Here is a 13,112-nt window from a genome sequence, read left to right on the forward strand (position 1 = left end):
CTCGCCAACAGGAATCGAACCTGTATTTCACGCTTAGGAGGCATGCGTTCTATCCATTGAACTATGGCGAGAGAAAAGTTTTAGGGTTTAGGCTGCCTGAAAAGATTGTCAATCAGCTTTTGTTGATGAAAAATGACAACAAACCTGCAGCAATTAAAGGACCAACTGGGATACCACCCAGAAATGCCACGCCTGCGATGGTACCAAGCATCAAGCCGACAATCAATACGGGTTGCCCACCCATAATTGGTACACCGCGTGCGCCGACCCATGCAACAAATACGCCTACAGCAATGGCGGCAAACATTTTGTAGCTGAACAGCTCGCTGGCATTAGGCAAAGCAATTTTACCTGAAACCAAAGGCGCAAGCACACCTATGGTTAAAATGATGATACCAACCGATACACCGTGTTTTTCAATTTGGGGCAAAAATTGCGACAGTGCGGTTTGTTGTATCAGCAGCAAAATGGTGGCGGAAAGGGTAAGTGTGTTGTTGTTACCGAGTATGCCAAGCAAAGCCAAACCAACCAAAAAGACGGCGATGATGTTAATTTGTGCCATATCTATGCCACCCGCTCCACCGACAATCGCGCCATTTCGCGCATGGCGGCAGTAACTTCATTTTCAGGCAATTTATCGCGTTTTCTACGGCAATTTGCGCTTGTTCGGTGCAATATTGCAGCGCGTTGGATTGGCTAACATGGGTGTGGATTTTGTCAAAATATTCACGGTCAGCATTTTGCAAGGCGGTGCGAACGTCTTGGGCGGCTTGTGGCGAACCTTGTTGCATCAAATAAATGAGCGGTAGGGTGGGTTTGCCTTCTGCCAAATCATCGCCCACGTTTTTGCCGATTTGTTCTACGCTGCCTGAATAATCCAACACATCGTCAATAATCTGAAATGCCGTTCCCATATACATGCCGAAATCTTTGAGGGCTTGTTCTTGTTGGGGCGTTGCGCCTGCCAAAATCGCGCCCACTTGTGCGGCGGCTTCAAACAGTTTGGCGGTTTTGTATTGAATCACTTGCAGATATTGGGCTTCGGTAATGTCCACATTGCCAATGTTCATCAGTTGCATGACTTCGCCTTCGGCAATGATGTTGGTGGCATCTGCCATCACTTCCAGAATTTTCAGGCTGCCTGAACCCACCATCAGTTGAAATGCGCGTGTGTACAAAAAGTCGCCCACCAACACCGCCGCCGCGTTGCCAAACAGATTGTTGGCGGTTTTTCTGCCGCGCCGCAATTCGCTTTCGTCCACCACATCATCGTGCAACAGGGTTGAGGTGTGGATAAATTCCACCATTGCCGCCAGTGAATAGAGTTTGTCGTCATCGTAACCCAAGCATTTGCCCGACAAGATGGTCAAAATGGGACGCAAACGCTTGCCGCCTGCGCCAATAATGTAGGTGCCAATTTGCGAAATCAGGGCGACATCAGATTGTACGGCGCGATTGACCACCGCATTAACGCGGTTTAAATCGTATTCTAAATGGTATTGGAAATAGGGAATGGTGGTCAGCATGGTTTCTTGATTTTCAAATCGTTGGCAAGCGTGCGATTATACCAGTTTCAAGGTTTTCAGGCAGCCTGAAAGGGCAAAAGTGTGGTTTTACACTTATGGTCGTAAAAGTGAAAAAGCACACAAGGCAAGGCGACAACGAAAGCCGTATACACTTGCACATAAGGGTGTTGGCAACAACGTAGTGCTTTTTCAATTCCACGACTATATAATCACAACATCTTTGGGAACACACAATCATGAATTTATTTTACGAAGAAAGCGGTCAATTCAAAGCGGCTCATGTGCTTCAAAAAAACGACAGCACCTACCAAGCCGACACGCAACACGGTAAACGCGTGAAAATCAAAGCTGCAAACGTATTTTTGGAATTTGACGGCGAGATGGACGTATTCATGCAAGCCGCGCAAAACGAAGCAACAGAAATTGACACGGCTTTATTGTGGGAAGCAGTAGGCAGCGAAGAATTTACTGCCGAGCAAGCAGCAAGTGAATATTATGGTGCAACGCCAAACAAAGTCCAGTTGGCCGCCACTTTCATCGCGCTTTATGCTGCTCCTATGTATTTTCACAAGAAAAACAAAGTTGTGTTCAAAGCTGCACCCAAAGACGTTTTGCAACAGGCTTTGGCAGCAATTGAGCGCAAACAGCAACAAGAAGCCCAAATACAAGCATGGGCAGATGAATTGCTTTCAGGCAACCTGCCAGAACCAATTGCCACAGAATTGCCCCGCATTTTGCACGCACCCGACAAACAATCTTTGGCATACAAAGCTTTCCATAAAGCTGCCGACAGCCTAAAAATCACAGCATTTGAGTTGGCAAAGCGTTGCGGTGGCATCACATCTTTACCACAATATCTATTACAAGGTTTTGAAATCAAAAACTTTCCCAATGGCACACACTTTCCCGAATTGGCAATCCCCATGCTGCCTGAAATGCCACACGCTGAAAATGTGCGTGCCTTTTCCATAGACAGCGTGGACACCACCGAAATTGACGATGCTTTAAGCCTGTGCGACTTGGGCAACGGCAACAAACGCGTGGGCATACATATTGCAGCACCTGCTTTGGGTGTGGTTTCAGGCAGCGATGTGGAACAAACCATTTTAAACCGCATGAGTACCGTCTATTTTCCCGCAGGCAAAATCACCATGCTGCCTGAAAACTGGTTGGCGGCATTCAGCTTAGATGCAGGCGATTACCGTCCTGCATTCAGCGTGTATTTTGATGTGAACAACGATTGGCAAATTACCCACATTGAAAGTCGCATAGAACAAGTGTACATCGCACACAATTTGCGGATTGAACACATTGAACCGTTTTTCAGCAGCGAAACAGGAACAGGCAGCCCCAATGCCCCACAATTTCCACATCATGCCGACTGCATTTGGCTGTTGCAGCTGGCACATGAACGCCAAAAACAACGTGACCGTTTTGAAGACCCCAATCTACCCAAAAAATACGATTACGGCATTGATTTTGATGCCCACAACAAAGTGGTCATCACACGCCGCGAACGCGGTTCACCGATTGACACACTGGTCAGCGAAATGATGATTTTGGCAAACACCCATTGGGCAAAAATGCTGCACGAAAACGATTTAAGTGGCATTTTTCGCGTGCAACCGAGCGGACGTGTCAGAATGTCCACCCATTGTGAACCACACATCGGCATGAATGTCGCACATTATGGCTGGTTCACATCACCCTTGCGTCGCGCCGCCGATTGCATCAATCAACAACAACTGTACAGCCTGCTTTCAGGCAGCCCGCCCCGTTATGAAAAAGGCAGCAACGATTTATTCATCGCATTGGGTAATTTTGAACATACCCACGCCACATACCGAGCATTTCAAGACAACATGGAACAATACTGGTCATTAGTATGGCTGGAACAAGAAAATGTACAGGAATTAGAGGCCATTATATTAAAAGAAGACTTGGTACGAATAGACGGTTTACCCTTAACCGCTCGTGCTACGGGCATACCCATAGAAATCCTACCCAAAACCCGCGTTAAACTGGCAATCAATGAAGTGGACAGCGAAAAACAATTCATCGCCTTACGCTATATAAATGTCGTCATAACTGCTCCTACATCAACATAATCAAACAGGCTGCCTGAAACTGGCAAAAACACACAAAATTTGCTATAAAGTCCAATCAACAACAAACTTACTGTTACAAAGGAAACACTATGGAACTCGTTTTTATCCGACATGGTCAAAGCGAATGGAATGCCAAAAATCTATTTACAGGCTGGTGTGATGTGAAATTAAGCGAACAAGGTATCGCCGAAGCGATTGCGGCAGGTCAAAAATTAAAAGAAAAGGGCTACGAATTTGACATCGCATTCACTTCAGTTTTAACACGCGCCATCAAAACCTGTAATTTGGTGCTGGAAGAATCCGACCAATTATGGATACCGCAAATCAAAACATGGCGTTTGAACGAACGTCATTACGGTCAATTGCAAGGCTTAGACAAAAAACAAACCGCCGACAAATACGGCGATGAGCAAGTGCATATTTGGCGCAGAAGCTATGACACTTTACCACCACTTTTGGATAAGAATCACGAATTTTCAGCGCACAATGACAGACGTTACGCACATTTGCCAGCAGATGTGATTCCCGATGGCGAAAATTTGAAAGTTACATTAGAACGCGTGTTACCGTTTTGGCACGACCAAATCGCGCCCGCCATTTTAAGTGGCAAACGCGTATTGGTAGCGGCACACGGCAATTCTTTACGCGCACTTGCTAAACATATTGAAAGCATTTCTGATGCCGACATCATGAGCTTGGAAATCCCAACAGGTCAGCCTTTGGTGTACAAATTGGACGACAATTTAAAAGTCATCGAGAAATTTTATTTGTAAATTCATGTACTTCATATAATCCCTTATGGTTTTCAGGCAGCCGTAAGGGATTACCTTTCTAATGAACTGTACCACTTTAACCTCCCCATTTTTCAGGCAGCCATGTCTTCCCGACTGATTTCCAAACAATCCCCACGCCGCTTACGCGCCCATTTGCAAAAGGGCGGTTTGGTCGCCTACCCTACCGAATCGTGTTATGGCATAGGTTGTTCGCCACGACACATTCACGGTTTGCGTGCGGTTTTGCGTTTAAAAAAACGTCCGCAACACAAAGGCATGATTGTGATTGGCAAAAACACCGCGCAATTACAATCCCTACTTAACAAGCTGCCTGAAAACATTTTGTCCCACTTAAACCACATTTGGCCTGCTGCCCAAACCTTTATTTTGCCTGCACACCAAACCGTTTTACCGCAACTGCGTGGCAAAGGGCGAAACAAATTGGCGGTACGTGTTCCCGACCACACCATCGCAAGAAATTTATGCACCCAAGTTGCCATGCCTTTAGTTTCCACATCATGCAACCGTGCAGGAGGCAAACCCTGTCGCAATGAACGTGAAGTACGCCGCCGTTTTGGCAAAAAATTATGGGTCATCGGTGGTAAAGTGGGCAACCGCCGCCAACCCAGCAGCATTGTAGATTGGGAAAGCGGTCAAACTTTGCGATGAAAAACCATGTTTAGGCTGCCTGAAAACCAAACGGCTTTTCAGGCAGCCTAATTTCTCGTTCACAATATGCAGTGTAATGTTGTGTAACTGGCATCAATGCGTTAAAGTTCAAACTTTTGCATTCAATTTTAAAAGGCAGAATATGCAAGGCGACATTGGCGTAATTGGCTTGGCGGTTATGGGTCAAAACCTGATTTTGAACATGAACGACAAAGGCTTTAAAGTGGTGGCGTACAACCGCACCGTGGAAAAAGTGGACGAATTTTTAAATGGCGCAGCCAAAGGCACCAACATCGTGGGCGCATACAGTTTGCAAGATTTTGTGGATAAATTGGCAAAACCCCGCAAAATCATGCTGATGGTACGCGCAGGCAGCGCGGTAGATGAATTCATCGCCCAGTTGCTGCCCCATTTGGAGCAAGGCGACATCATCATTGATGGCGGCAATGCCAATTATCCCGACACCAATCGCCGTTGCGCGTGGCTGGCTGAAAAAGGCTTGCTGTTTGTGGGTGCAGGCGTATCGGGTGGCGAAGAAGGGGCGCGTCATGGGCCTTCCATCATGCCAGGGGGGCATTTTGCGGCTTGGGCGCACATTAAGCCGATTTTTCAAGCCATTGCCGCCAAAACGCCACAAGGCGAACCCTGTTGCGATTGGGTGGGCGACAACGGCGCAGGTCATTTTGTGAAAATGGTACACAATGGCATTGAATATGGCGACATGCAGTTGATTTGTGAAGCCTATCAATTCATGAAAGAAGGCTTGCAAATGAACCACGATGAAATGCACGCGGCGTTCAAATCGTGGCAAAAAACCGAATTGGATTCCTATCTGATTGACATTACCACCGAAATTTTGGCATACAAAGACACAGACGGCACACCCTTGGTTGAAAAAATCTTGGATACCGCAGGTCAAAAAGGCACAGGCAAATGGACAGGCATCAACGCTTTGGACATGGGCATTCCGCTTACCCTGATTAGCGAATCGGTGTTTGCCCGTTGCGTATCGGCTTTGAAAGAGCAGCGCGTTGCCGCCGCCAAATTGTTCCCACACACACCCATTGCCATTTCAGGCAGCCGCGAAGAATGGTTGGAAGCCTTGCGTCAATCCCTGCTTGCCAGCAAAATCATTTCCTACGCCCAAGGCTTTATGCTCATGCACGAAGCCAGCGAAACCTACAACTGGCATTTGAATTATGGCAACACCGCCCTGTTGTGGCGCGAAGGTTGCATCATTCGCAGCGTGTTTTTGGGCAACATTCGCGATGCCTACACCCAAAACCCCGATTTGGTTTGGTTGGGACAAGACGCGTATTTCCAAAACATTTTAAACAACGCCTTACCACAATGGCGCAAAGTGGTGGCAAAATCCATTGAATGCGCCATTCCCATGCCCTGTATGGCATCGGCAATCACGTTCTTGGACAGCTACACATCGGCACGTTTGCCCGCCAATTTGCTGCAAGCGCAACGCGATTACTTCGGCGCACACACTTACGAGCGCACCGATAAACCACGCGGCGAATTTTTCCACACCAACTGGACAGGCAAAGGTGGCGACACCGCGTCAAGCACCTATCACGTTTAATCTTGATTTGTGTAGGGTGGCGCTATGCTCACCCACTGTTTTCAGGCAGCCTGAAAACAATTATCGTTGTGACAAATAATGGTGGAGGCAAAGCACCCTCCACCCTAGGGGTTATTGACAATTTGGGCGCGCAGTTGGTTTTTCAGGCAGACACCGCTTCTCTACCAAATTCAAGGGGGTTCGTAGCTAAAAACAACCACAAAACGAATTGTCAATAGATCCCAGTGCTTTTTTCAATTCTGTGACCATACATTGAAAAAATAGACAAGTGTAGGAGGCGTATTGCACACCAATTTATTCAAATAATGTGATAATTCGGTACATAGTACGCACCCTATATGTCTGTTTCAGACTAATCGCTCATTCGAATAGATAATCTACTCTTATTTTAAGCCCCATCTTTAACTCATTTAGGTTATCCATTACGATTACTGTTTCGGTTAAAAAATTGGAGTATTTCAAATGCACACACATTCTTGGAAAAAAATATTTTTGGCTTTGCCTTTTGTCTGCTTAACCGCTTGTGATAACAGCTCAGTTCCAAAATCTACCGCCCCACAAAATACCGCAGCAAAACAAGCATCAATGCCAGCTGCTTCTGATAAAACCAAACTACCCAACTATATTGTGGTCAGTCAATCCGATTACCCTCCTTTTGCCACAAAAGATGCACAAGGTATGCTGGTCGGTTTGGACATGGACTTGCTCAATGCCATTGCAGAACGCGAAGGCTTTACTTTAACTTTCCTACCCCGTGATATGACAGGTTTATTAGAAACTGTGGAAGATGGTTCAGCAGACATTGTTGCAACAGGTGTCAATATCACACCAGAACGTTTGGAAAAATACGAATTTTCTCAACCTTATTTAGAAGGCAACTGGACTGCTTTGCTCGATCGCAATAAAGTGAAAGTCAATTCATGGTCAGAATTGAAAAATAAACCAATCGCCGCACAAAATTCAAGTTTATCCGAAACACAATTAAAAGCTACAGGCATTACAGACAAACCTGTTTTGGTTAAAACCCTGTTTTTAGGTTTGAAAGCCGTCAACAATGGAGAGGCAGATGCCGTTTATGATGTGGACAGTATTTTAAACACTTATTTGAAAGAAAATCCTGCTTACTATACTGTTATAGATACTGATTCGGGTAAAATTCCTTTTGGCTGGGTCATGAAAAAAGGCAATATCGAATTAAAAGCCAAACTGGATAAAGGTTTAAGTAACATTCGCGCTGATGGTACTTATCAAAAAATCATCGATAAATGGTATCCGAAACAAAAATAAACCCCGTCCAATCCATTAAATAAACCGCCATATATTATATATGGCGGTTTATTTCAAACATTAAAAACATCAACAAAAACACTTTCAGGCAGCATCAATACCCCTGTTCCGCCTGTCTCGTGTGATAGCGGTATGACCAAGGTGCATCGGGATTAAACTGTTGCCACAAACCCCGTTTTTGTTGCCGTGCCTGATTGTGGGCTTGTTCATACAATCTGTAATCTGAATCACTTTGTTTTTGACGGGCAATACTGCGATAATGCCAAGCATTGCCGTTTTGCAGTTGGCTCAAATTGATGTCTTGCCCATTCAAAGTTAAACGCGCCACTTGACGGCGATAGCGGTCGGTATCAATCACTTCAACTTGCACTTTTTGATGCAAAATCAAAGCAGAAAGTGCATCACGACTGGCTTTACCGTATGTCTGCTGCAATTCAGGTGCATCAATGTATGCCAAACGAATGCGTTGTTTTTGTCCATATTGATTGGTAACACGAACGGTATCACCATCGTGTACCGCTGTTACCCTTGCATCATAAAGGCTGCCTGAATCTGCTTGCACAGCAAAAACCAATACAGCAAATATGCCCACAATCATTTTTTTCAACATCTTATGTTTCCTTAAAAATACAGTTGTAAAAGTGAAAATGCAATACAGAGCAACAAAGAGAGCCGAGTACATAAGGGTATGGGCAACACCGTAGTGCTTTTTCAATTCCGCGTGCCAACCATTTTTACAAACAACAAACTAAGCTGCCTGAAACAGATTTGCTGCCAAAATCCAAGCCATTTTTGCTTGTATGCGAAACGAAATACGGTATCCGGCAATGTCCATCACATAAATCCGTTCAGGGTCGTCTTGATAAGCAGGACGTGGGTCTTGGGCAATGCTTTGCTCAATCAAATCCCGCAAATCAGGCGACAAACCGTCCACATGGCTTTCAGGTAACCACATCACGCTTAATTGGGGCGGTGGTTCAACGGCAAAACCCGCACGCGCTTCGAGACGCGCTTCCACAAATGGGATATATGGCTTAATGTCAAAAACAGGCGTACCGTCCAATAAATCCGCACCGCTGCACCACAATCTTACACAACCATACTCAATTTCTATTTTTTCCAATTTCAGCAAAGACAGACCCAAATGATTAGGGCGATGCGGACTGCGTGTGGCAAATACGCCCATTTTCTTTTTACCCCCCAAACGTGGCGGACGAACCATTGCCGCCCACCCCTCGTCCAATACATCGTGAAACAAAAATTGCACCCAAATATAATCAAAACCTTCTAAACCGCGCACACTGTCTGGACTGATGTTGGCGTGGAACACAATACAAACCCGAGCTGCCAAAACCAGTTGCGGTTGGCGTGGAATACCGAATTTTTGTGTGTAAGGCGATTGTACGATGGCAATGCTGTTAATGGTATGTTGCATAAAAGGCTGCCTGAAACATTTTGACTTCAATATTTATCCACAAAGAAAAACCTGCCGATGAAATCATCAACAGGTTTTGTGTATCGGGATAAACCAGATTAATTTTCCACGCCTTCGTAAGGACGAATACTTACGGTTTTGCGGTTCAATGCGCCTTTGGTGGCGAATTCAACGTAACCATCTACTTTAGCGAACAAAGTGTGGTCTTTACCCATGCCCACATTGTTGCCTGCGTGGAATTTGGTGCCGCGTTGGCGCACAATGATTGAACCTGCGGGAATCAATTCGTTACCGAATGCTTTCACGCCCAAACGTTTGGCTTCTGAATCGCGACCGTTGCGGGTGCTACCGCCAGCTTTTTTACTTGCCATTGTTTATACTCCTGAATCGTGTTTAATTAGCCAATAGACACGATTTCAATTTGCGTGAAATTTTGGCGATGACCTTGACGTTTTTGGTAGTGTTTGCGGCGGCGCATTTTGAAAATGCGGACTTTTTCGCCACGACCATGAGCCACAACTTTGGCTACCACTTTTGCACCTGCAACAGTAGGCGCACCTACTTTTACGTTTTCGCCGTCAGCAATCATCAAAACTTCGGTCAGTTCGATTTGGCTGTCGAGTTCGGCAGGTATCTGTTCTACGTTTAATTTTTCGCCAACGGTAACTTTGTATTGTTTACCGCCAGTTTTTACGACCGCGTACATACTCAACTCCATGAGAATTGGGGGTTACAAAAATATTTCGCTTTGTGCGAAATGGAAAACAGTAGATTATGGCAGTTTGTTTTTGTTTTGTCAAAATATTTTCTGTAAAATCGCTTACAGGCTGCCTGAAAAAATTCAATCCTGTAAATTACACGAGCAAACCCAAACCAAATAAATCAAAGAAAGAATACGCCAACATTGTGAACGGGGTTTCAGGCAGCCTGATTGCAGCTTAATTGACACAACTTAACAAATGCCATTTTTTACACTTGTTCAAATTAAGCCAGTACACATCAACATTATGCTATGTTATCCTGCCATTTTGGCATAAAAAACCAATTGAGAATGAAAGCAATCCATACCCTAACCCTTGTCTGTTTATTGGGTGCAAACCTGTTGCCCAGTATCGCAGCGCAAAACCCACATATTGAATACCATAGCACCGCGCAAGGCTTAAAATACCGTGTGATTCAAGCAGGCAATGGCATAAAACCCAAACTCCAATGACGAAGTGGAAATTCGTTTTATCTCTTACAATACTAAAGGTGAAATTTTAGACGGTACACTCAACGGTGTACCCATGATTATGCCGATTGACGAACACACGTTTTCGGGTTTAAAACAAAGTTTATTATTGATGTCCGCAGACAGCATTTATGAATTTGATATTCCTGCTCATTTGGGTTACAGCGAAGAGGGTAGGTCGAACAAACAAGCAGCACGTTACCGCATTGAATTGTTGCGTGTGAATCCCTAATCTGCTCCATTTATGGTCGTTTCAAATTAACACAAACAAGGCAACAACAACCGCCGTGTCAATTTTAAATGACCGTTAAACAGGCTGCCTGAACGTTTCAGGTAACCTAAACCAAACGGAACAATATCATGATAAGTCAATTAAACGGTCAACTTCTGGCAAAACACCCTCCTCAAATCGTCATTGATGTCAATGGCGTGGCTTATGAAGTGGATGTTTCCATGCAAACTTTTTACGCATTGCCTGCTTTGGGCGAAAACATACGTTTGTTCACGCATTTAGTGGTGCGTGAAGACGCACATTTGTTGTTTGGTTTTGCCAACCAAGATGAGCGAACCACATTCAGACAGTTGATTAAAGTCAGTGGTATTGGTGCGAAAACGGCTTTGGGGATTTTGTCTGCCATGAATGCCGAAGAATTGGCACAAGCAGTGGCACAAGAAGATGTCAAACGTTTGTCTTCTGCTCCTGGTATCGGCAAAAAAACCGCCGAACGCATGATTTTGGAATTACGCGGTAAACTGGTTTCAGGCAGCCTTGATGCAGGTTTGTTTGCCACATCTGCTGCCGATAACAGCAATGATGTGGTGGACACACTTTTGGCTTTGGGTTATTCCGAACGCGAAGCACGCGCCGCAATTAAAGGCATACCCAGCGGCACAGAAGTGGGCGAAGGCGTACGTTTGGCATTGAAAAATTTGTTGAAATAACGCAAGTTTGGGATAAGAATATTGAAAATACCATGAAAATAAATGACTTGTGTAGGTGGGCACTTGCACCAACCATTTTAAAGCAACACAAAAATCACATTGCCAAGCTATAAACGGTAGGTAGCACCTACCTTACAACAAAGATTTATTAAAACAAATGGTTAAAGGCTGCCTGAAAGGTTTCAAGCAGTCTCAAATCGGTGTTAATAATCAATAAGTGAATTATGATTGTTTCAATATTTTCGCGCTGTAACAAATGCCGCTAATTGGCGCAAACGTTCCGCTTCATCGCCCAAATCCACCAATGCCGCAATTGCTTCATCCACCAATTTTTCCGCATAAGCACGCGCTTGAGGTAAGCCCAAAAGTTTCACATAAGTGGGCTTGTTGGCTTGAACATCTTTGCCTGCGGTTTTACCCAAAGTAGCGGTGTCCGCTTCACAATCCAACACATCATCAATCACCTGAAATGCCAAACCCAATTTGTTGGCATACACGTCCAATTTTGCCAGTACAACATCATCTAAATCAGGACAACTTAACGCCCCCAATGCCACCGCTGCACGAATGAGCGCACCCGTTTTTAAGCCATGCATCTGTTCCAACTGATTTTGTGTCATCGCTTGACCAACATTTGCCAAATCCACCGCTTGACCACCTGCCATACCCAGGCTGCCTGAACTTTTTGCTAACACATTCACCATACGCAACTGACGTGCAGCAGGCAAAGCAGTCGGCTGCGAAAGCAAATCAAACGCCAAAGTTTGTAAAGCATCGCCTGTTAGTAAAGCAGTAGCTTCGCCAAATTGAACATGACAAGTGGGCTTACCACGTCGCAAGCTGTCATTGTCCATAGCAGGCATATCGTCATGCACCAAAGAATAAACGTGTATGCACTCTACCGCCGCCATCGCCGCTTCACAGGCTGCCTGAACACAATTGCCCAATTCCGCCGCTGCCAACACCAAAAGCGGACGCAAACGTTTACCACCGTCCAAAGCACAATAACGCATGGCTTGATGCAAATCCTGTGGCAAAACATGATTTTCAGGCAGCATTCTTTGCAAAAGCAATTCGGTTTGAGCCACCGCACGCGCTTGCCATGTTTTCAAATCATTCATCAGCTTGCCATTCCTTCAATTCACCGTTTTCCAATACCGCCAATTTTTGCTCCACTTGCGCCAACTTTTCCTGACAAAACCGCACCAATTTTGTGCCTTCTTCATAGGCAGCAAGCGCGTCTTCCAATGGAAAATGGTTGCTTTGCATGGCTTGAGTAATTTCTTCCAATCTGGTAATGGCTTCTTCAAAAGTTTTCGGGGCAGTTTTGCGCGACATGGTAGCATTCCATATAAAGTCATAAAGCAACAATTATAGCAAAATTTATGTGGCTTTCAGGCAGCCTAAAAGTTACACAACAAAAATCAAAGGCTGCCTGAAAATATATTTTTCCATTAAAATATCATCATTTTAACCCACCAACGAAAGTCCAAACCATGAAATTACTCGTTATCGGCAACGGCGGACGCGAACACGCCCTTGCATGGAAA

General features: G+C 45.0%; 15 protein-coding genes and 1 pseudogene. 8 read left to right on the forward strand and 8 right to left on the reverse strand.

Annotation, left to right across the window (positions count from 1 at the left end):
- Nucleotides 1–112: 112 nt before the first annotated feature.
- Together Q4B82_RS07850 and Q4B82_RS07855 are read right to left on the reverse strand one after the other, a co-directional pair.
- The gene (locus Q4B82_RS07850) at nucleotides 113–562 is read right to left on the reverse strand and encodes a DUF441 domain-containing protein (protein WP_303065897.1); all 450 of its coding nucleotides are present in this window, start codon (nucleotides 560–562) and stop codon (nucleotides 113–115) included.
- Nucleotides 563–564: 2 nt separating this feature from the next.
- Nucleotides 565–1,526 (reverse strand): annotated as a pseudogene (locus Q4B82_RS07855) (polyprenyl synthetase family protein).
- Nucleotides 1,527–1,762: 236 nt separating this feature from the next.
- On the opposite strand from Q4B82_RS07855, the gene Q4B82_RS07860 reads away from it, so the two are divergent.
- From Q4B82_RS07860 to Q4B82_RS07880, 5 genes are all read left to right on the forward strand, one after another.
- On the forward strand, nucleotides 1,763–3,634 hold the full coding sequence (locus Q4B82_RS07860; RefSeq protein WP_303065898.1) for a ribonuclease catalytic domain-containing protein: 1,872 nt from the start codon (nucleotides 1,763–1,765) through the stop codon (nucleotides 3,632–3,634).
- 89 nt (nucleotides 3,635–3,723) lie between these two features.
- Nucleotides 3,724–4,407, forward strand: coding sequence for a 2,3-diphosphoglycerate-dependent phosphoglycerate mutase (locus tag Q4B82_RS07865; protein ID WP_303065899.1), 684 nt, complete (start codon nucleotides 3,724–3,726; stop codon nucleotides 4,405–4,407).
- A gap of 102 nt (nucleotides 4,408–4,509) precedes the next feature.
- A complete protein-coding gene (locus tag Q4B82_RS07870; RefSeq protein ID WP_303065900.1) occupies nucleotides 4,510–5,076 on the forward strand; it encodes an L-threonylcarbamoyladenylate synthase in 567 nt (188 codons plus the stop codon).
- A gap of 142 nt (nucleotides 5,077–5,218) precedes the next feature.
- The gene (gene gnd / locus Q4B82_RS07875) at nucleotides 5,219–6,667 is read left to right on the forward strand and encodes a decarboxylating NADP(+)-dependent phosphogluconate dehydrogenase (RefSeq protein WP_303065901.1); all 1,449 of its coding nucleotides are present in this window, start codon (nucleotides 5,219–5,221) and stop codon (nucleotides 6,665–6,667) included.
- A gap of 462 nt (nucleotides 6,668–7,129) precedes the next feature.
- Complete coding sequence (locus tag Q4B82_RS07880) at nucleotides 7,130–7,954, forward strand: ABC transporter substrate-binding protein (RefSeq protein ID WP_303065902.1); 825 nt, start codon at nucleotides 7,130–7,132, stop codon at nucleotides 7,952–7,954.
- A 94-nt stretch (nucleotides 7,955–8,048) separates the two neighbouring features.
- On the opposite strand, the gene Q4B82_RS07885 is transcribed toward Q4B82_RS07880, so the two are convergent.
- From Q4B82_RS07885 to rplU, 4 genes are all read right to left on the reverse strand, one after another.
- Entirely contained in the window at nucleotides 8,049–8,564 is a 516-nt protein-coding gene (locus Q4B82_RS07885; protein ID WP_303065903.1) for a thermonuclease family protein, read from the reverse strand.
- Nucleotides 8,565–8,702: 138 nt separating this feature from the next.
- Nucleotides 8,703–9,389, reverse strand: coding sequence for a tRNA (N6-threonylcarbamoyladenosine(37)-N6)-methyltransferase TrmO (gene tsaA, locus Q4B82_RS07890; RefSeq protein WP_303065904.1), 687 nt, complete (start codon nucleotides 9,387–9,389; stop codon nucleotides 8,703–8,705).
- A gap of 98 nt (nucleotides 9,390–9,487) precedes the next feature.
- Nucleotides 9,488–9,760: a 50S ribosomal protein L27 gene (rpmA, locus tag Q4B82_RS07895; protein ID WP_303065905.1), complete on the reverse strand. Its 273-nt coding sequence runs from the start codon at nucleotides 9,758–9,760 to the stop codon at nucleotides 9,488–9,490.
- Nucleotides 9,761–9,786: 26 nt separating this feature from the next.
- The gene (gene rplU, locus Q4B82_RS07900; protein WP_303065906.1) at nucleotides 9,787–10,095 is read right to left on the reverse strand and encodes a 50S ribosomal protein L21; all 309 of its coding nucleotides are present in this window, start codon (nucleotides 10,093–10,095) and stop codon (nucleotides 9,787–9,789) included.
- 345 nt (nucleotides 10,096–10,440) lie between these two features.
- Between rplU and Q4B82_RS07905 the strand changes: the two genes are divergently transcribed.
- The 3 genes from Q4B82_RS07905 to ruvA all read left to right on the forward strand — a co-directional run bounded on the left by Q4B82_RS07905 (nucleotide 10,441) and on the right by ruvA (nucleotide 11,562).
- Nucleotides 10,441–10,602, forward strand: a complete 162-nt coding sequence (locus Q4B82_RS07905; protein ID WP_303065907.1) for a hypothetical protein — start codon at nucleotides 10,441–10,443, stop codon at nucleotides 10,600–10,602.
- A 4-nt stretch (nucleotides 10,603–10,606) separates the two neighbouring features.
- Nucleotides 10,607–10,852 carry an FKBP-type peptidyl-prolyl cis-trans isomerase gene (locus tag Q4B82_RS07910; RefSeq protein ID WP_303065908.1) on the forward strand — a complete coding sequence of 82 codons (246 nt, stop codon included), beginning with the start codon at nucleotides 10,607–10,609 and terminating at the stop codon, nucleotides 10,850–10,852.
- 128 nt (nucleotides 10,853–10,980) lie between these two features.
- Nucleotides 10,981–11,562: a Holliday junction branch migration protein RuvA gene (ruvA, locus tag Q4B82_RS07915; protein ID WP_303065909.1), complete on the forward strand. Its 582-nt coding sequence runs from the start codon at nucleotides 10,981–10,983 to the stop codon at nucleotides 11,560–11,562.
- 233 nt (nucleotides 11,563–11,795) lie between these two features.
- Here the strand turns inward: ruvA and Q4B82_RS07920 are convergent, their stop codons facing one another.
- Together Q4B82_RS07920 and Q4B82_RS07925 are read right to left on the reverse strand one after the other, a co-directional pair.
- Nucleotides 11,796–12,683: a polyprenyl synthetase family protein gene (locus Q4B82_RS07920; RefSeq protein ID WP_303065910.1), complete on the reverse strand. Its 888-nt coding sequence runs from the start codon at nucleotides 12,681–12,683 to the stop codon at nucleotides 11,796–11,798.
- Nucleotides 12,676–12,900: an exodeoxyribonuclease VII small subunit gene (locus Q4B82_RS07925; RefSeq protein ID WP_303065911.1), complete on the reverse strand. Its 225-nt coding sequence runs from the start codon at nucleotides 12,898–12,900 to the stop codon at nucleotides 12,676–12,678. The genes Q4B82_RS07920 and Q4B82_RS07925 overlap by 8 nt, the downstream gene beginning before the upstream one ends.
- Nucleotides 12,901–13,112: the final 212 nt, after the last annotated feature.

The organism is Alysiella sp. (assembly GCF_030525755.1).
In the GTDB taxonomy this organism is placed as follows: Bacteria; Pseudomonadota; Gammaproteobacteria; order Burkholderiales; family Neisseriaceae; genus Simonsiella.

Bases quoted from the DNA above. Each gene is read 5' to 3' on its own strand.
- Q4B82_RS07850 (WP_303065897.1), bottom strand. From the start codon at position 562: ATGGCACAAATTAACATCATCGCCGTCTTTTTGGTTGGTTTGGCTTTG.
- Q4B82_RS07860 (WP_303065898.1), top strand. From the start codon at position 1,763: ATGAATTTATTTTACGAAGAAAGCGGTCAATTCAAAGCGGCTCATGTG.
- Q4B82_RS07865 (WP_303065899.1), top strand. From the start codon at position 3,724: ATGGAACTCGTTTTTATCCGACATGGTCAAAGCGAATGGAATGCCAAA.
- Q4B82_RS07870 (WP_303065900.1), top strand. From the start codon at position 4,510: ATGTCTTCCCGACTGATTTCCAAACAATCCCCACGCCGCTTACGCGCC.
- gnd (WP_303065901.1), top strand. From the start codon at position 5,219: ATGCAAGGCGACATTGGCGTAATTGGCTTGGCGGTTATGGGTCAAAAC.
- Q4B82_RS07880 (WP_303065902.1), top strand. From the start codon at position 7,130: ATGCACACACATTCTTGGAAAAAAATATTTTTGGCTTTGCCTTTTGTC.
- Q4B82_RS07885 (WP_303065903.1), bottom strand. From the start codon at position 8,564: ATGTTGAAAAAAATGATTGTGGGCATATTTGCTGTATTGGTTTTTGCT.
- tsaA (WP_303065904.1), bottom strand. From the start codon at position 9,389: ATGCAACATACCATTAACAGCATTGCCATCGTACAATCGCCTTACACA.
- rpmA (WP_303065905.1), bottom strand. From the start codon at position 9,760: ATGGCAAGTAAAAAAGCTGGCGGTAGCACCCGCAACGGTCGCGATTCA.
- rplU (WP_303065906.1), bottom strand. From the start codon at position 10,095: ATGTACGCGGTCGTAAAAACTGGCGGTAAACAATACAAAGTTACCGTT.
- Q4B82_RS07905 (WP_303065907.1), top strand. From the start codon at position 10,441: ATGAAAGCAATCCATACCCTAACCCTTGTCTGTTTATTGGGTGCAAAC.
- ruvA (WP_303065909.1), top strand. From the start codon at position 10,981: ATGATAAGTCAATTAAACGGTCAACTTCTGGCAAAACACCCTCCTCAA.
- Q4B82_RS07920 (WP_303065910.1), bottom strand. From the start codon at position 12,683: ATGAATGATTTGAAAACATGGCAAGCGCGTGCGGTGGCTCAAACCGAA.
- Q4B82_RS07925 (WP_303065911.1), bottom strand. From the start codon at position 12,900: ATGTCGCGCAAAACTGCCCCGAAAACTTTTGAAGAAGCCATTACCAGA.